The organism is Xanthomonas phaseoli pv. dieffenbachiae (assembly GCF_008639345.1).
Lineage (GTDB): Bacteria > Pseudomonadota > Gammaproteobacteria > Xanthomonadales > Xanthomonadaceae > Xanthomonas > Xanthomonas phaseoli.
On sequence record NZ_CP041380.1, the window covers coordinates 3,244,616 to 3,262,010 of the forward strand.

At 64.6% G+C, this 17,395-nt stretch carries 19 protein-coding genes; 14 read left to right on the forward strand and 5 right to left on the reverse strand.

The window, feature by feature from the left end; all coding sequences use genetic code 11:
• The first annotated feature begins 6 nt into the window (after positions 1-6).
• A complete protein-coding gene (locus tag FLG15_RS14660; protein WP_057679629.1) occupies positions 7-579 on the forward strand; it encodes a DNA-3-methyladenine glycosylase I in 573 nt (190 codons plus the stop codon).
• Between the two features lie 7 nt (positions 580-586).
• Entirely contained in the window at positions 587-1,522 is a 936-nt protein-coding gene (locus FLG15_RS14665) for a DUF72 domain-containing protein (RefSeq protein ID WP_170922402.1), read from the forward strand.
• A 166-nt stretch (positions 1,523-1,688) separates the two neighbouring features.
• Here FLG15_RS14665 and FLG15_RS14670 read toward each other — a convergent pair whose 3' ends face one another.
• The 3 genes from FLG15_RS14670 to FLG15_RS14680 all read right to left on the reverse strand — a co-directional run bounded on the left by FLG15_RS14670 (position 1,689) and on the right by FLG15_RS14680 (position 5,159).
• Positions 1,689-2,363 carry a YitT family protein gene (locus FLG15_RS14670; RefSeq protein WP_057679636.1) on the reverse strand — a complete coding sequence of 225 codons (675 nt, stop codon included), beginning with the start codon at positions 2,361-2,363 and terminating at the stop codon, positions 1,689-1,691.
• Between the two features lie 505 nt (positions 2,364-2,868).
• Positions 2,869-3,999 carry a PilT/PilU family type 4a pilus ATPase gene (locus tag FLG15_RS14675; RefSeq protein WP_008571827.1) on the reverse strand — a complete coding sequence of 377 codons (1,131 nt, stop codon included), beginning with the start codon at positions 3,997-3,999 and terminating at the stop codon, positions 2,869-2,871.
• Positions 4,000-4,121: 122 nt separating this feature from the next.
• Positions 4,122-5,159 carry a type IV pilus twitching motility protein PilT gene (locus FLG15_RS14680; protein ID WP_003489919.1) on the reverse strand — a complete coding sequence of 346 codons (1,038 nt, stop codon included), beginning with the start codon at positions 5,157-5,159 and terminating at the stop codon, positions 4,122-4,124.
• A gap of 417 nt (positions 5,160-5,576) precedes the next feature.
• Here FLG15_RS14680 and FLG15_RS14685 point away from each other — a divergent pair, with 417 nt between their 5' ends.
• The 7 genes from FLG15_RS14685 (at position 5,577) to FLG15_RS14715 (ending at position 10,550) form a co-directional block, all read left to right on the forward strand.
• Positions 5,577-6,269, forward strand: coding sequence for a YggS family pyridoxal phosphate-dependent enzyme (locus FLG15_RS14685; RefSeq protein WP_057679627.1), 693 nt, complete (start codon positions 5,577-5,579; stop codon positions 6,267-6,269).
• Between the two features lie 43 nt (positions 6,270-6,312).
• The gene (gene proC, locus FLG15_RS14690; protein WP_057679626.1) at positions 6,313-7,167 is read left to right on the forward strand and encodes a pyrroline-5-carboxylate reductase; all 855 of its coding nucleotides are present in this window, start codon (positions 6,313-6,315) and stop codon (positions 7,165-7,167) included.
• 563 nt (positions 7,168-7,730) lie between these two features.
• On the forward strand, positions 7,731-8,156 hold the full coding sequence (locus FLG15_RS14695) for an HU family DNA-binding protein (RefSeq protein WP_017159922.1): 426 nt from the start codon (positions 7,731-7,733) through the stop codon (positions 8,154-8,156).
• Between the two features lie 102 nt (positions 8,157-8,258).
• On the forward strand, positions 8,259-8,900 hold the full coding sequence (locus tag FLG15_RS14700) for a M23 family metallopeptidase (RefSeq protein WP_057679625.1): 642 nt from the start codon (positions 8,259-8,261) through the stop codon (positions 8,898-8,900).
• Positions 8,901-8,957: 57 nt separating this feature from the next.
• Positions 8,958-9,299 carry a DUF3861 family protein gene (locus FLG15_RS14705; protein ID WP_003489901.1) on the forward strand — a complete coding sequence of 114 codons (342 nt, stop codon included), beginning with the start codon at positions 8,958-8,960 and terminating at the stop codon, positions 9,297-9,299.
• Between the two features lie 242 nt (positions 9,300-9,541).
• Positions 9,542-9,898 (forward strand): hypothetical protein, encoded by a 357-nt coding sequence (locus tag FLG15_RS14710; RefSeq protein ID WP_081022750.1) that lies wholly within the window; start codon positions 9,542-9,544, stop codon positions 9,896-9,898.
• Positions 9,899-9,953: 55 nt separating this feature from the next.
• Positions 9,954-10,550 carry a YceB family lipoprotein gene (locus tag FLG15_RS14715; RefSeq protein WP_017157677.1) on the forward strand — a complete coding sequence of 199 codons (597 nt, stop codon included), beginning with the start codon at positions 9,954-9,956 and terminating at the stop codon, positions 10,548-10,550.
• 114 nt (positions 10,551-10,664) lie between these two features.
• Here the strand turns inward: FLG15_RS14715 and FLG15_RS14720 are convergent, their stop codons facing one another.
• Together FLG15_RS14720 and FLG15_RS14725 are read right to left on the reverse strand one after the other, a co-directional pair.
• Positions 10,665-11,207: a type 1 glutamine amidotransferase domain-containing protein gene (locus FLG15_RS14720; protein WP_150146651.1), complete on the reverse strand. Its 543-nt coding sequence runs from the start codon at positions 11,205-11,207 to the stop codon at positions 10,665-10,667.
• A 101-nt stretch (positions 11,208-11,308) separates the two neighbouring features.
• The gene (locus tag FLG15_RS14725) at positions 11,309-11,776 is read right to left on the reverse strand and encodes an SET domain-containing protein (RefSeq protein ID WP_003487757.1); all 468 of its coding nucleotides are present in this window, start codon (positions 11,774-11,776) and stop codon (positions 11,309-11,311) included.
• Between the two features lie 172 nt (positions 11,777-11,948).
• Between FLG15_RS14725 and FLG15_RS14730 the strand changes: the two genes are divergently transcribed.
• The 5 genes from FLG15_RS14730 (at position 11,949) to FLG15_RS14750 (ending at position 17,256) form a co-directional block, all read left to right on the forward strand.
• Positions 11,949-12,407 (forward strand): SUF system Fe-S cluster assembly regulator, encoded by a 459-nt coding sequence (locus FLG15_RS14730; RefSeq protein WP_003487759.1) that lies wholly within the window; start codon positions 11,949-11,951, stop codon positions 12,405-12,407.
• A gap of 15 nt (positions 12,408-12,422) precedes the next feature.
• Positions 12,423-13,880 (forward strand): Fe-S cluster assembly protein SufB, encoded by a 1,458-nt coding sequence (sufB, locus tag FLG15_RS14735; RefSeq protein ID WP_057679621.1) that lies wholly within the window; start codon positions 12,423-12,425, stop codon positions 13,878-13,880.
• Positions 13,881-13,988: 108 nt separating this feature from the next.
• On the forward strand, positions 13,989-14,753 hold the full coding sequence (sufC, locus tag FLG15_RS14740; protein WP_017158996.1) for a Fe-S cluster assembly ATPase SufC: 765 nt from the start codon (positions 13,989-13,991) through the stop codon (positions 14,751-14,753).
• On the forward strand, positions 14,753-16,015 hold the full coding sequence (gene sufD, locus FLG15_RS14745; RefSeq protein WP_057679620.1) for a Fe-S cluster assembly protein SufD: 1,263 nt from the start codon (positions 14,753-14,755) through the stop codon (positions 16,013-16,015). The genes sufC and sufD overlap by 1 nt, the downstream gene beginning before the upstream one ends.
• A complete protein-coding gene (locus tag FLG15_RS14750; RefSeq protein WP_057679619.1) occupies positions 16,012-17,256 on the forward strand; it encodes a cysteine desulfurase in 1,245 nt (414 codons plus the stop codon). The genes sufD and FLG15_RS14750 overlap by 4 nt, the downstream gene beginning before the upstream one ends.
• The last annotated feature ends 139 nt before the right edge of the window (positions 17,257-17,395 follow it).

The window sequence follows — 17,395 nt, forward strand, 5'->3', positions numbered from 1 at the left end:
GTTGCCATGAGCGGCTATTGCACCATCGCCCCAGGCCATCCGGTCCATGGCCACTACCACGATCACGAGTACGGCTTTCCGCAGCGCGACGAACGCGAGTTGTTCGAGCGGCTGGTGCTGGAGATCAACCAGGCCGGACTGAGCTGGGAAACCATCCTGCGCAAGCGCGTCAATTTCCAGAAGGCCTACGACGGCTTCGACGTGGACACTGTTGCGGCATATGCCGACCAGGACATCAGCAGGTTGATGGGCGATGCCGGCATCATCCGCAACCGTCTCAAGGTGCTGGCGGCCATCCACAACGCGCAGGTCATCCAGGCGCTACGCACCACGCACGGCGGCTTCGCGCAGTGGCTGGACGCCCACCACCCGCTCGACAAACCGGCCTGGGTCAAGCTGTTCAAGAAGACCTTCCGTTTCACCGGCGGCGAAATCACCGGCGAGTTCCTGATGAGCCTGGGCTACCTGCCCGGCGCACATCACGCCCGGTGCCCGGTGTTTGCGCAGATCCGGGCACTGGCGCCGCCCTGGTTGCAGGCGCAGAAGCCGGCGAAAACGCGCACGGTCCAGCGCGGCTAGACACCTCTTGCACGGCGCACGCGAAATGCTCGGGCGCATGGCTATTCGCATCGGCATTTCCGGTTGGCGTTATGCACGCTGGCGCGGCACGTTTTATCCGGTTGGCCTGGCCCAGCGGCGTGAGCTCGAATACGCCGCGGGTTGCTTTCCCAGCGTGGAAATCAATGGCTCCTTTTATTCGCTGCAGCGCCCGGACAGCTTCCAGCGCTGGCATGACGAAACGCCCGAGGACTTCGTGTTTTCGGTCAAGGGCCCGCGCTTCATCACCCATATGAAGCGCCTGCGCGATTGCGAGCAGGCGCTGGCCAACTTCTTCGCTTCCGGAATATTGCGGCTGGGCGCCAAACTGGGCCCGATCCTGTGGCAGCTACCGCCGACACTCCGGTTCGATGCCGCGCTGCTGGACGCATTTCTAGGCAGCCTGCCGCGCGATAGCAAGGCCGCGTTGGCGCGGGCGCGCCAGCGCGATACCGCGCTGATGCAGGGGCGCAGCGCCCTGGCGATCGATCGCCAGCGGCCGATCCGTCACGCATTGGAAGTGCGTCACGACAGCTTCTGCGATCCAGCCTGCATGCGCCTGCTGCGGCGTCACAATGTCGCGGTGGTGGTCGCCGACACCGCAGGGAAATTCCCGTACCTGGAGGACGTCAGCGCCGATTTCGTCTATGTGCGCCTGCATGGCGATGCGCAGTTGTACGCCAGCGGCTACAGCGACACCGCACTGGATCGCTGGGCAGCACGCATCGCCGCGTGGGCCGACGGAGCCGAACCGCACGATGCAGCCCGTGTCGGTGCACGCGCCCGCAAACGCGCAATGCGCGATGTGTACTGTTATTTCGACAACGACATGAAGGTGCATGCGCCGTTCGATGCGCGCGGATTGATGCAACGGCTGCAGTTGCCTACCGATTGCCCGGCACGCGAAAACATCGAGAACCGCTGACAAACGACGGCACGTGGCGCCAGGCGGGCCTGGCCGGCGCGCGGAAAGCGGCATGCATCGCTGGCACGCTGCGCCTGCGGGGGAGCCAGCCGCGCCCGCTGACCGCTGCCTGCGACGTCGTGTTCGCCGCTCCCGGACGTGCCATGCCAGCGATCTTCGGCCCGCGTCACACGCCCATATACCGGTGCGGGCGGTGATTGAACATCAGCACCAGACTTAGCATCAGGGCACCGATGGCCGAATACAGCACATTGTCCGGGGTCAGCACGAAGAAGGCGACCAGCATCAGCATCGCATCGAAGCTCATTTGCACCTTGCCCGCGCTCCAGCCACGCTCGCGCTGCAGGTACACCGCCAGGATGCCGATGCCGCCAAGGCTGCCGCGGTGGCGAATGAAGAACAAGATCCCCAGGCCAGACAGCGCACCGCCGACGATCGCCGAAAAGGCCGTGCTCATGTGCGCATAGTCGGCCCAGCGCGGCAGCAGGTTGGTCAGCACGCCGCACGCGCCGACTGCCGCGAAGGTCTTCAGGGTGAATTCCCACCCCATCCGGCGCACGCTGAGCCAGTAGAACGGCAAATTGACCAGTACGAACACCAGGCCGAAATTCCAGTGCAGCGCGTAGTGCAACAGGAAGGCCACGCCGGCCATGCCGCCGATCATCAGCCCCCCCTTGGCGAAGATGGCCAGACCGAGCGATGCCACCAGGGTCGCCAGCACCATGCCTTGCGCATCCTCAGCCACCGAATGATGGAAGGCGTGATCGTCGGCGGCAGTCCCGGCCGAATCCGGCGGAGGCGTGAGCGGACCGGCGGTGACCACGGCACCATCGTCGGGCAAGGGTTCTTGCTCCGGTCGCAGATCGGAATCGGGAAGGCTCACGGGCTTGGGCACTGCAGTGGGGTGCGATATTAGACACTATCGACCCATCCGGTTACATCTGAAACCGGGCCGACGCCTCGCCGGCGCGCTGCGTGACCGGGGCACCTGGGCAGGCGGTCGTCCGCCGCCCTCCTCCGCAGCAACCGGGCATGCCGGGGTGGCGCGGCAAAGGTAGGGCCGGGCTCCTCGATCGTCGGCAGATGCGCGCACGACGCGAGCCGGACCGTCATTTTCCTCGGTGCGCCCAGGCGCTCCCTCCGCTCGGCGGACAGGGCCGCGTGGTCGGTGCGATCCTGGCGCAACGCTGGCCGCCACACCGGGCATGAATTGGCAGCCACGCGCAGACGCGCTGGCGCCGCCGTGGGGCCAGCAGGTCAGCGCCGTGTATATCTGGTCATATCCCCGCGCTTGTGACCCGTCGGCACAGGCACCCCGTGCACGCGGACGCCGAGACGCGCAGCCCTCAGCGCACTTCGGAAATTTCCACCCCGTCCAGGCCCTGCGACAAGGTCTTGGCATCGCCGCCCTGCGAGAGCTTGATGCGCAGACGCACTTCGTTCTGCGAGTCGGCGTAGCGCAACGCGTCTTCGTAGCTGATTTCGCCGGCCTGGTAGAGCTCGAACAGGCTCTGGTCGAAGGTGCGCATGCCCAGGTTGGTGGACTCCTTCATGATCTCCTTGAGCTTGTGGATCTCGCCGTCGCGGATGTAGTCCTGCACCAGCGGCGTGCCCAGCATGATTTCCATCGCCACGCGGCGGCCGCGGCCGTCCGGGGTCGGAATCAGCTGCTGCGCGACCACGCCCTTGAGGTTGAGCGACAGGTCCATCAACAGCTGGTTGCGCCGATCCTCGGGGAAGAAGTTGATGATGCGGTCCATCGCCTGGTTGGCGTTGTTGGCGTGCAGCGTGCACAGCACCAGGTGGCCGGTTTCGGCGAAGGCGATCGCATGGTCCATGCCTTCGCGGGTGCGCACCTCGCCGATCATGATCACGTCCGGCGCCTGGCGCAGGGTGTTCTTCAGCGCGTTTTCCCAGCTGTCGGTATCGATGCCGACCTCGCGCTGGGTAATGATGCAGCCCTCGTGCTTGTGCACGAATTCGATCGGGTCTTCGATGGTGATGATGTGCCCGGTCGAGTTCTGGTTGCGGTAGCCGATCATCGCCGCCAGCGAGGTCGACTTACCGGTCCCGGTGGCGCCGACGAAGATGATGATGCCGCGCTTGGTCATCGACAGCGTCTTGATCACCGGCGGCAAGCTCAGCTCGTCCACGGTGGGGATGCGCGTTTCGATCCGGCGCAGCACCATGCCCACCTGGTTACGCTGGTAGAAACAGCTCACACGAAAACGCCCGACCCCGGACACGCCGATGGCGAAATTGCACTCGTGGGTCTTTTCGAATTCCTCGCGCTGCGACGGCGTCATCACGTTCAACACCAGGTCGCGGCTCTGCTGCGCGGTCAACGGCGTCTGCGTGATCGGGCTGATCTTGCCGTGCACCTTGATCGCCGGCGGCATCCCCGAGGTGATGAACAGATCCGACGCCTTCTGATGCGCCATCAGCTTGAGGAAGGAGGTGAAGTCGATGGTGCTCATGGCGTGCTCCCTCGGAGCCGGGAATGGGGAATCGAGAAACGGGAATTGGAGAAGCCGGGCAACGGACTCGGTGACGGGAACGCGCTTTTGCGATTCCCCATTCCCGATTCCCTATTCCCGAATCACTCGAATATCCGCTTGTCCTTGGCGTACTCGCGGGCCTGGTTGCGCGTGATCAGGCTGCGCTTGACCAGGTCCTGCAGATGCTGATCCAGCGTCTGCATGCCGTATTGCTGGCCGGTCTGGATCGAGGAATACATCTGCGCCACCTTGTCCTCGCGGATCAGGTTGCGGATGGCCGGGGTGCCGACCATGATTTCCCACGCCGCCGTACGGCCGCCGCCGACCTTCTTCAACAGCGCCTGCGAAATCACCGCGCGCAGCGATTCGGACAGCATCGAGCGCACCATCGGCTTTTCGCCGGCCGGGAACACGTCGATGATGCGGTCGATGGTCTTGGCCGCCGAGCTGGTGTGCAGGGTGCCGAACACCAGGTGGCCGGTTTCCGCCGCGGTGAGCGCCAGGCGGATGGTTTCCAGGTCGCGCAATTCGCCGACCAGGATGATGTCCGGGTCTTCGCGCAGTGCCGAGCGCAGCGCCTCGTTGAAACCGTGGGTGTCGCGGTGCACCTCGCGCTGGTTGATCAAGCACTTCTGCGAGGTGTGGACGAATTCGATCGGGTCCTCGACGGTGAGGATATGCCCGTACTCATTCTTGTTGATGTAGTCGATCATGCCGGCCAGCGTGGTCGACTTGCCCGAACCGGTCGGGCCGGTCACCAGGATCAGGCCCTGCGGCTGGTCGATCAGCTGGCGGAAGATCGGCGGGCAGCCCAGGTCTTCCAGCGTCAACACTTCGGAGGGAATGGTACGGAACACCGCACCGGCACCGCGGTTCTGGTTGAACGCGTTGACGCGAAAACGCGCCAGCGACGGAATCTCGAACGAAAAGTCGACCTCGAGGAATTCCTCGTAATCGCGCCGCTGCTTGTCCGACATGATGTCGTACACCAGCGCATGCACCTGCTTATGGTCCAGCGCCGGAATATTGATGCGACGGACATCGCCATCGACACGGATCATCGGCGGCAGCCCTGCAGACAGGTGCAGGTCCGATGCCTTGTTCTTGACAGAAAACGCCAATAGTTCAGCGATATCCATGCGCTGCTTTTCCCCTAGGCTGCGATTGGAAGGTACTCCCCGGCCGGCAGTATAGCGTTCTGGCTGCCGGCGGGAAGCAGCCCCATCGCCGGTTCAGGTCGGCCGCGACGCGCCTGGCTGAAGCCTTTGCCTTTCGCCCGGCTGCGGAACTGCCCAAGGCCGAACGGCTGGTGCGCGGTGGCATCAACGAATGCTGGCGAGCGCAGCGCTGGCCCGAGCGTAGCCGGTCGCGCTGCCGTCAGTGCGTGTCGCGCCGGGCCCCGGCCGGACGTGGGGACGGTCGCCCACCTTGCTTTCAAACACTCCTCTAAATACGCGCAGCGCCGACGCCTCGATACAGGCACGCGGCAGCCCCCAACTGGATGGAAGCGTCCGCGGACGGCACTATAGCGCTCCCGCCTTTCTCCGGAATGCCACGTGCCGGCTTCGTCGCTGCAGCAGATTCTCGATGCCATCCACGCCGCAGCGGCCGCACGCGCGCGGGCCGACGTGCGGCTACTGGCAGTCTCCAAGACCAAGCCGGCTGACGCCGTCGCCGCCCTGGCCGCGCAGGGCCAGCGCGCCTTCGGCGAAAACTACGTGCAGGAAGCCGATGCCAAGATTGCCCAGTTGCGTGCGTTGGGTTTGGAATGGCATTTGATCGGCCACCTGCAATCCAACAAGGCCGAACTGGCGAGCCAGTGCTTCGATTGGGTGCAGACGGTGGACCGCGCCAAATTGATTCCACTGCTGGCGCGCCACCGCCCGGACGACCGCGCGCCGTTGAATGTGTTGATCCAGGTCAACATCGACGACGAGGACAGCAAGCATGGCTGCGCACCCGAAGCGATCGACAGCCTGGCCGACGCGATCGCCCTGCAACCGCGTCTGCAGCTACGCGGACTGATGGCGATCCCTGCTCCGTTTCCCGATCAGGCACGACGCCAGGCCGCGTTCACGCGCATGCAGGCGCTGTTCCAGCAGCTGCAAGTCCGTTATCGGCAGGTGGACACCTTGTCGATGGGCATGAGCGCGGATTTCGCCGAAGCGATCGCGGCCGGCGCCACCATGGTGCGGGTGGGTACGGCGTTGTTCGGTGCGCGCGATCAGGCGCCGGCCGCCTCTGCCTGATCGCATCGCCTCCCACATCGATCCGTCTTATTAAGGTGCCGCAATGAACACACCTGCTTCGTCTTCGTCCTCGTCTTCCGCTGCGACGTCCATCGCCTTTGTCGGTGGCGGCAATATGGCGCGCAGCCTGATTGCCGGGCTGATCCGGCAAGGCACGCCGGCTGCCAGCATCTGCGTGGCCGAGCCGGTGGCCGATCTGCGGGACGCATTGGCGCGCGACTTCGGCGTGCAGGTCGTCGAAGATGCGCGCGCCGCCGTCGATGCGGCCACGACCTGGGTCTTGGCGGTCAAGCCGCAGGTCTTGCCAATGGTGTGCGCGCAACTGGCCGACCTTGCGCAGGCACAACAACCGCTGCTGGTTTCCATCGCGGCCGGCATCACCGCCACGCAGCTGCAGCGCTGGTCGGGCGGCGACATCGCGGTGGTTCGTGCGATGCCCAACACACCCGCCCTGCTCGGCGCCGGTGTCACCGGGCTGTACGCCAACGCGCGCGCGTCCGCGGCGCAACGGCAACAGGCCACCCAACTGCTGGGTAGCGCCGGCGTCACCGTCTGGATCGACGACGAAGCGCAGATGGATGCGGTGACCGCGGTCTCCGGCAGCGGACCGGCCTATGTCTTCCTGTTGGCAGAAGCGATGGAAGCTGCCGCGCAAGCGCAGGGCCTGCCCGCCGCAACCGCGCGCACCCTGGTGCTGCAAACGCTGCTCGGCGCCGCACGCATGCTCACCGAATCGGGCGAACCACCGGAGGTCCTGCGTCGCCGCGTGACCTCGCCAAACGGTACGACCCACGCCGCCATCGAGACGTTCCGGGCCGGCGGCTTTGAAGCCCTCACCGCCCAGGCCATTGCCGCAGCGACCGAACGCGGCCGCAGTTTGTCCGCTGCCAATGACTGATTGAAACGCGGCGGCGTCTGTATCTAGCGCATCGCGTGGCACCTTCGCGCGGCGCGCATGGCAAGACGACCACGATTCGAACATCTGCGCAAAGCGCCGCGCCAGCGCCTGGATCGCCGGAATGTGGATGCAGGGCGATACGGCGCCGAAGGCTGCATCGCGCCCAAAAACCGCTCCATTTGCCGTACATGCAACGCGCGTCCACGTCTGCAATCGATGGCAGCCATCTCGTCGGCGCGTGGCCCCCGTTACGTGCATCCCCCAAAACGGCTGGCCTTATCGGCTGGTTGCATCGTCCTCACGGATGCGCGTTGCGGCCTTTGCTCGCGCAAACGATCTGCTGCTGTGCGTCAGACCCGCAGCGAACGTGCGCATGGCACGGGCAAGCCGATGCGTTTTGTCCGCTTTTTCTGCCGCTGGTGAACGAATCCCCGTCGAAAGATGCTTTTTTCGTGCTGTTTCATCGTTTGCCTATTGGCGGCGCGCAGCAGTTGCCCTACATTTCGCGTTGCCGACTGGGTCGGCAGACCCAACACCACCAACGAATACGGAACACATCACTCATGGCAAAAACCGCCGCTAAGAAGGCTGCCCCCAAGAAGGCAGTGAAAAAGGTCGCCGCGACCAAGACCGCAAAGCCGGCCAAGGCCGCTGCTGCCAAGTCCGCTGCGCCCAAGCCGATCAAGGAAGCACTGAGCAAGACCGGCCTGGTCGCGCACATTGCCGAAAGCACCCAGTTGGCTCCGAAGGACGTCCGCTCCGTGCTGGCGTCGCTGGAAGCCACCGCACACGCCTCGCTGAGCAAGAAGGGCGTCGGCAGCTTCACCATCCCGGGCATGCTCAAGCTGACCACCGTGCACGTGCCGGCCAAGCCGAAGCGCAAGGGCATCAACCCGTTCACCAAGGAAGAGCAGATCTTCGCCGCCAAGCCGGCGACCACCAAGCTCAAGTCACGTCCACTGAAGAAGTTGAAGGACGCGGCGCTCTAATCGAGCACGCATCCGGTATCACGAAGACGGCCTGCGGGCCGTCTTTTTTTATCGTCCCAAAAAGTGCAGCACATACCGCTCATCGGTAGTGCCCTACCCTGCATGCTGATTCGCCATCTGCAGGTGCACGTGAGCGGTCCGTCGAACACCCTGCCATCGTCGCCACGCCGAGCGTCCACACCTAGCCCCGCACGTCGGCTGCGCAGCATTGTTGTCTCCATTGCGCTGTTGTGCGTGCTGGCGGTGGCCGCGCGTTGGGCCTGGCAGCTGCCAATCGCCCATGAGCTCCGTACCAGTTGGGAGCTGTCGCAAATGCCGCCGCCTGCGCAGTTGCATGTGCCGGTGGAAGGCGTGCGTGCGCGACAGATTGCCGACACCTTTGGCGCACCCCGCGGCCGCGACCGCACGCATGCGGGCGTGGATATCTTCGCGCCACGCGGTACGCCTGTGGTGGCCGCGACGCGCGGCGTGGTCAGCGCCATCCGCGACCAGGGCCTGGGCGGAAAGCAGGTCTGGCTGCTGGGTCCGGCGATGGAACGGCATTACTACGCACATCTTGACGATTGGGCTGCCGGCCTAGCGGTAGGCGATGTGGTCGAGCCCGGCACCCTGCTCGGCAAGGTCGGCACCACCGGCAATGCGCGCGGCACGCCGCCGCACCTGCACTATGGTGTCTATGGACGCAACGGTGCGTACGATCCGCTGCCACTCCTGCGCAAACCTGCCGCTCGGCCAGCAAACTGAGCACGTTGGAACACTGCGTCATGAGCCGCCCTATCGAGACGATTGCGTCCTACGCCTATGGTGAGCACAGCCCAGAACGACGCGACCCATATGTCCCGCAAACGCTATCGCATCACGGTCACGCCGATCGAAAACGACGGCCGCCCCTGTGACGACCGCTGCACCATCGAATTCGAACAACGTTCGCGCGCCGATTGGATGCGGCTACTGGAAGAACTGCACCTGCGCCGCGACCTGAGCAGCGACGAATGCGCGGCACTGACCGTAGGCTCGCAGTTGCTGGAAGACCTGGCGGCCCGCCCACGCGCCCAGCCCAGCGATGCGCTGGACGCATTGCGTCCCAAACTGCAGCTGCTGCTGGAACGCCTGCAGCGCGTGCACCCCGCCACCGGCGCCTGAAGACGCATCGCCGCACGTACCCGCTACACTGCGCACCTCGGGGATGGGGACGCGCCATGCGCTTGATGGGGATGCTCGTTGTCGCAGCCGCACTTTCCGGTTGCAGCTGTCATCGCACTGGCGATCCGCAGGCAAATGACGCGTCGGCGACGCACGTTGCGAGCGCACCGCGCCCGCGCGATGACGCCGCTGCCGACACCACCGCCGCATCACCTAACCCTGCAACTGATCCCACCGATCCCATGACGCTGGCCAACTACGCGCAAGCAAGCGCCACCGTTCAACGCTACCTCGGTGCATTGCCGGGAGCGGCGCGCGCGCAGGCCGATGCCTTATGGACCGGCGGTCGCCCTCCCCCGGTGCCGGACGATGCGGCCTTGCGTGCCATCGCCAATATCCAGTCGATGCGCATCAACAACGACCCGCCCTTTGCACTGGATCAGGCGCAGCCACCACAGCGTATCGAAGTGCCGGTTCAATTGACGGTACGCACCACCACCGGCACCCAACGCCTGGTCGGCGCATACCGACTGCAGCCTCGTGCCGGCAGCAATAGCTGGGAAATCTATTCGGCCACGCTGCAGCCGGTATTGCGCTAACCCGTGGTTCACCGGCGCCGACTAAGGTGATGTCACCTGTTGCCGGAGTCACTCGATGAAACTGCGTTCGCTTGCCGGATCCATGCTCGCCCTCGCCTTGGCAATGCCCATCACCGGCGCCTGGGCTGCGCCGCAGATCCAGGGAAAACAGATCAGCGTGCAGGCCAGCGACCTGCAGCAGTATCTGGGTGGCCGCTTCCCGCAGACACACGACACGCTGGGCGGGCTGATCGCCATGACGGTCAGTAACCCGGCGCTATCGTTGCCGCCAGGCGATCGGCTGAAGATGGCGTTCGATCTCGCCGTAGCGACCGCAGGCGGCGCTCCCGCACCGGTCGGCAACGTCACCTTGACCAGCGCACTGCGCTATGACGTGGCCAAGCAGGGCTTTTATCTCGACCAACCCAGCATCGACGACTTCCGCCCCGCCCACGCCGGCGCAAAGCTCGACCACAGCACGCGGCAGCTGCTCAATACCTGGCTGGCCGACTACGCGCGCAAGGAGCCGATCTACCGGATCGATCCGGCCATTGCGTCCATGATGGGTGCGGTGCAGGTGGAATCGGTCGGCATCCAGAACGGGCGGGTTGCGGTCAACTTCAACCAGAACATCGAGCAGCTGGTGCCCGCGGCAGCGCTGTCCGGGAAGTAGGCCTGCTTGGTATTCGCGTCGGTGACGCTATCCGTGCAACGCTCCACACTGGAAGACCCGACGCATCCGCGCCGGGTCTTTCTTGTCTCAAGCTGATACGGGCCCGTGAGGAACCTATGCAGCCAGGGCCTTGGCCACGGCTGCGGCGAATGCAGGAATGTCGTCCGGCTTGCGGCTGGTGATCAATTGGCCATCGACCACCACTTCGGCATCCTGCCAGCGCGCACCGGCGTTGATCAGGTCCGTCCTGACCGACGGCCATGAGGTGACCTTGCGGTCGCGGACCAAATCGCTTTCGAGCAACAACCACGGTCCATGGCAGATCGCTGCCACCGGTTTTTGCGCGGTCGAAAACGCACGAATGAACGCGATTGCCTGTTCGTCGGTCCGCAGCGTGTCCGGATTGAGCACACCGCCAGGCAACACCAGTGCGTCGTAGGATTCGGCCGTTGCCTGAGCGAGCTGCCGATCGACCGTTACCGAATCGCCCCAGTCTGTGTGATTCCAGCCGCGAATCTGCGCGCCATCTCCGGGCGCGATCACCTCGACCTTGGCGCCCCAGCTTTCCAGCAGGCGCTTGGGTTCGGTCAGTTCGGATTGCTCGGAGCCATCGGTGGCCAGCACGGCGACGGTCTTGCCAGAGAGCGAATAAGACATGAGGGGCTCCTCGAAAAGAAGCCCAAACCCTAGGAATCACGCCGTTGCGCAGTTGTGAACCGATGTGTGCGTGGCGTCAGTGCGCGCCACGCTCCACGTGCTCAGCGCTTGGGTTGCAACATCGTTCCGGTGCAATTCTTCGAGCCGCACCGGCATTCCCAAATTTTCTTCAGGCGCGGCGTATGACGCTCGGCGAGGGTGATGCCGTAGTTGTAGGTGAGCTCTTCGCCGGGTTTGATGTCGCGCTTGGCCTCGATGAAGATCTTGTCCTTGCGGCGGTCGTCGCCCTCGGCTTCTTCGATCACCGCCTCGCAATTGGGATCGCAGCTATGGTTGATCCAGCGCGCGACATTGCCTTCGTAATTGGCGTCCAGCACGTAGTCGTCGCTGAGCGTGAACAAAAAGGTATGTCCGCTCTCCACATCGCCCGTGTCGTCGGCATCCACCTCGGCATGCGTGCGCAGCCGCCCCTTGTATTGAATGATGCGCTCGCCCTTGCGGAGCGGGGCGAGGGCGAACATGCCATTGCCGTGGATACGAGACTTGCGGGCGGCAACTTTGCGCGACATGTAGGGGTCCAGTGATGGGGCCGCTCATTGTGACCGCAGCGCGCCAATGCGCCAAGCACAAGCGCAGCATGCGCCGCAACGGGCCACGCTTGCCGGCGGCTGAACCACGCCGTTGGCCCCGCCCTGCTGGAAAGAGTACAATTTCGGTCCGCTTTAGAATTCCGCCTTCCCCATGCTGCGCGTCACCAAACTCACCGATTACGCCACCGTGGTGCTGACCGTCCTGGCGGCACGCTGCGATCAGGTGCTCAGCGCAAGCGAATTGGCCGAACAGGCTGGCCTGGAAGCACCGACTGTCAGCAAGATTCTCAAGCCGTTGTCGCAGGCAGGCCTGGTTGAAGGCTTGCGCGGTGTGCACGGCGGTTACCGGCTCGCGCGCGCCGCCAGCGACATCACCCTGGTGGAGATCGTCGAAGCGATGGAAGGTCCGCTGGCGATCACCGAATGCAGCCAGGACCACAGCCAGTGCGGTATTGCGCAGCGCTGCGGCGTGCGATCGAACTGGCGCCTGATCAACGACGTGGTCGGCGATGCCTTGCGTCGCGTCACGCTCGCGCAGATGTTGCAGCCCCTCTCTCTCCCTGGCGACACCCGTCGGCGTTCCATCGCCGCACGCGTCGCGACCACCTGACCTGTAGGCAGCCCAATGGCCACCGAACTTGCTCCTCCGCAGAATGCGCAGATCCTCGAACGGCTGGGTCGACGTTACGACGCCGGCTTCATCACCGAAATCGAATCGGACTCACTCCCGCCCGGCCTGGACGAAGACATCATCCGTGCGTTGTCGGCCAAGAAGGACGAGCCGGAATGGATGACCGACTGGCGTCTTGAGGCCTATCGCCACTGGCTGAAGATGCCGATGCCGGAGTGGGCAAAATTGCAGATCGCGCCGATCGACTTCCAGGCGCTGAGCTATTACTCCGCACCCAAGGGCCCGAAATATGCCTCGTTGGACGAGGTGCCCAAGGAATTGCTGGACACCTACGACAAGCTGGGCGTGCCGCTGCACGAGCGCGCCAAGCTCGCCGGGGTCGCCGTGGATGCGGTGTTCGATTCGGTCTCGGTCGGCACCACCTTCCGCAAGGAGCTGGCCGAAAAGGGCGTGATCTTCTGTTCGATGTCCGAGGCCATCAAGGAGCACCCGGAGATCGTCAGGCAGTACCTGGGCAGCGTGGTACCGGTGGGCGACAACTACTTTGCCGCGCTCAACTCGGCCGTGTTCTCCGATGGCAGTTTCGTGTTCATCCCCAAGGGCGTGCGTTGCCCGATGGAATTGAGCACTTACTTCCGCATCAATGCCGGCCATACCGGCCAGTTCGAGCGCACCCTGATCGTGTGCGAAGACAAGGCCTACGTCTCGTATCTGGAAGGCTGCACGGCGCCGATGCGCGACGAGAACCAGCTGCATGCAGCGGTCGTCGAGCTGGTGACGCTGGAAGATGCAGAAATCAAGTATTCGACCGTGCAGAACTGGTACCCGGGCGACGAGGAAGGCCGCGGCGGCATCTACAACTTCGTCACCAAGCGTGCCGAATGCCGTGGCGCGCGCAGCAAGGTGACCTGGACCCAGGTCGAAACCGGCTCGGCGATCACCTGGAAGTATCCGTCCTGCGTGCTGATTGGCGACGATTCGGTGGGCGAATTCCATTCGGTCGCGTTGACCCACCACCGTCAGCAGGCCGACACCGGCACCAAGATGATCCACATCGGCAAGCGCACCAAGAGCAAGATCGTCAGCAAGGGCATCAGTGCTGGACGTGGTCAGAACACCTATCGCGGCCAGGTCAAGGTGGACCGCAATGCCGACGGTGCACGCAACTACACGCAGTGCGATTCGCTGTTGATCGGCAAGCAATGCGGCGCCCACACCTTTCCCTATATCGAGGTGAAGAACCCGGGCGCCACCGTCGAACACGAGGCCACCACCTCCAAGATCAGCGACGACCAACTCTTCTATTGCCGCGCGCGTGGCATCAGCCAGGAAGATGCGGTGTCATTGATCGTCGACGGCTTCTGCAAGCAGGTGTTCCGCGAACTGCCGATGGAGTTCGCGGTGGAAGCCAAGAAGCTGCTGGAAGTCTCGCTGGAAGGCAGCGTCGGCTGACGCTGCCTTAGAGATTCGGCATTAGGGATCGGGGATTCGCAGAACCCCACACCGATGCCGACCGGCTGACTCGCGTTTACCAATCCCAAATTTCGAATCCCCAATCCCATGCTCAAGATCACCAACCTCCACGCCAGCATCGCCGGCAAAGACATCCTCAAGGGCCTGTCGCTGGACATCCAGCCCGGCCAGGTGCACGCCATCATGGGTCCCAACGGCGCGGGTAAATCCACGCTGGGCAATGTACTGGCCGGTCGCGATGGCTATGAGGTCAGCGCAGGCAGCGTGCAGTTCGACGGCAAGGATCTTCTCGACCTGCCGCCGGAAGAACGCGCCGCAGCCGGCCTGTTCCTGGCCTTCCAGTACCCGGTGGAAATCCCCGGCGTCAACAACACCTATTTCCTGCGCGCCGCGCTCAATGCGCAGCGCAAGGCGCGCGGCGAAGACGAGCTGGATTCGATGCAGTTCCTCAAGCTGGTGCGGCAGAAGCTGGCCGTGCTGCACCTGAAGGACGAGCTGCTGCATCGCGGCGTCAACGAAGGCTTCTCCGGCGGCGAAAAGAAGCGCAACGAGATCTTCCAGCTGGCGGTGCTCGAGCCCAAGCTCGCCATCCTGGACGAGACCGATTCCGGCCTGGACATCGATGCGCTCAAGAGCGTGGCCGACGGCGTCAACGCGTTGCGTTCGCCCGAGCGTTCGTTCCTGGTCATCACCCACTATCAGCGCCTGCTCGACTACATCAAACCGGACGTGGTGCATGTGCTGGCCGAGGGCCGCATCGTGCAGAGCGGCGGCCCGGAACTGGCGCTGGAGCTGGAAAAGCATGGCTACCACTTCCTGAAGGACCGCGTGGTGCCTGAGGTTGCCGCCTGATGAGCGCCCTGCTCGATTCCCTGGCGCGCGGTTTCTGCGGTGGTGACGCACGCCGCGCCGAGCTCGATGCCGCCCTGCAGACCGGCCTGCCCGGCCCACGTGCCGAGGCCTGGAAATACACCTCGTTGCGGCAGCTAGAGCGGCGCAGCTTCCAGCCTGCCCCGTTGGTGCCGACGCTGGTGGATGCGGCCGCGCTGGACGACATCCCGTCGCCGCGCCTGATCTTCGTCAACGGCCGCCCGTCCGAAGCGCTCAGCGATCTGTCCACGTTGCCGGAAGGCGTGCAGCTGGACACCTTGTCTGCATCGCTGGCTGCGAGCGACGAGGCGCAGCAGTTGCTGGGCCGCCGTTTCGACGGCAGCGATGAAGTCTTTGCGCGCCTGAATGCCGCGCTTGCCGACGAAGGCGTGCTGGTGCGCGTGCATGCCGGCGCGCAGATCGCACTGCCGCTGCAGTTGGTGTTCGTCGGCGTGGCCGGCGAGCAGGATCTGTCGTGGCATCACCGCCACCTGATCGAATTGCGTGCCGGCGCCGCATTGCAGGTCGTCGAGCATCACCTGCATGTCGGCGATGCGGCGCATCTGGACAACAGCGTGATGCATGTGCATCTGGCCCAGGGTGCAGCGTTGTCGCACGCGCGCGTGCAGGCCGGCAGCGCACATGCGACGTCGCTGCTGCGCACCGACGCGGTGCTGGCGCGCGAGGCGCGCTACCAGCGTGTGGACCTGGAGCTGGGTGCCGGCCTGTCGCGGCACGAGCTCAACGTGCGCCTGGAAGGCAACAACGCCCGGCTGACCGCCAATGGCGTGCTGCTCGGCAACGGCCGCCGGCATGTGGACACGCGCCTGGGCATCGAGCACATCGCGCGCGACACCGCCTGCGAACTGTTATGGCGCGGCGTGGGCGCAGACCGCAGCCGCGTGGTGTTCCATGGGGGCATCCGCATCCGCACAGGTGCCGACGGCACCGATGCACGGTTGTCCAACAAGAATCTGCTGCTGTCGTCCAACGCCGAAATCGACACCCAGCCGGTGCTGGTGATCGATGCCGATGAAGTACAGGCCGCGCATGGTGCCACGGTGGGCCAGCTCGACGACAACGCCTTGTTCTACCTGCGCTCGCGCGGCTTGCCGCAAGAAGAGGCGCAGCGCCTGCTGAGTGCCGCGTTCTGTCATGAGCCCTTGCGCGTGCTGCCGGCCGCCTTGAGTGCCGTGCTGGCGTTGCAACTGGACCGTGCATTGAATTCGGCGGGCGTGGCATGAACATGCCTGCCGTTTCGCCCAGCGCAGCGCCCGACTGGGACCGTGTGCGCCTGGATTTCCCGCTGCTGATGCGGCAGGTGCATGGCAAGCCGCTGATCTATTTCGACAACGCCAACACCGGCCAGAAGCCGCTGCAGGTGATTGCCGCCACCGACGAGTTCTACCGGCGCCAGAACGCCAACGTGAGCCGTGCGGTGCATGCGCTCGGCAGCGAAGCGACCGACGCCTTCGAGGGCGCGCGCAGCAAACTGGCGCGTTTTCTCAACGTCCGCGCCGATGAGCTGGTGCTGTGCAGCGGCACCACCTTTGCGATCAATCTAGTGGCGTATTCGTGGGCATTGCCGCGGCTGGGCGCCGGCGATGTGATCCTGATTTCGCGCATGGAGCACCATGCCAACATCGTGCCGTGGCAGTTGGTGGCCCAGCGTACCGGCGCCACCATTCGCGTGGCCGAAATCACGCCCGACGGCGCGCTGGATCTGGATGCCTTGCGCAAGGCGATGACCCCGGACGTCAAACTGCTGGCGATCACCCACGTGTCCAACGTGCTGGGCACGGTCAACCCGGTACGCGAGATCTGCCGCGAAGCGCGCAAGCGCGGCATCGTCACCCTGGTGGACGGCTCGCAGGCGGCACCGCATCGGCGCATCGACGTGGCCAGCATCGGCTGCGATTTCTACGCCATCACCGGGCACAAGATGTGCGGCCCTACCGGTACCGGCGCACTGTGGGCACGTCGCGAGCATCTGCAGGCGATGCCGCCGTTTTTGGGCGGCGGCGAGATGATCAAGGAAGTCAGCTTCGAGAACACCGTCTTCAACGATGCGCCGCACAAGTTCGAAGCCGGCACGCCCAACATCGCCGGTTTCGTCGGCCTGGGCGCGGCAGTCGATTACCTGGGATCGCTCGGGCTGGCGCATGTGGAAGCACGCGAAGCCGAGCTGCTCGCCCATTTCACCGAAGAGCTGCAACGCATCGATGGTCTGCGCATCTTCGGCACCACGCCCGACAAGGCCGCGGTGGTGTCGTTCCTGATCGAAGGTGCGCATTCGCACGACCTGGCCACCCTGCTCGACCTGGAAGGCGTCGCGGTGCGCTCGGGCCAGCACTGTGCGCATCCGCTGCTGCAGTACTACGGTGTCGCCGCCACCTGCCGCGCGTCACTGGCGTTCTACAACACGCACGACGAAATCGAACGCTTCGTCGCCGCGTTGGTGAAGGTGCGTCGACTGTTGGGCTGATGAGAATCGGGAATCGGGAATCGGGAATGGAGAATCGAAAGAGCGGTTCTCCCGAACGCCGGTGACATGCGATGCATGGAACACGGCTCATCGGGCAGCGCAGCGCTTCCCCCCATTCCGCATTCCCCATTCCCGATTA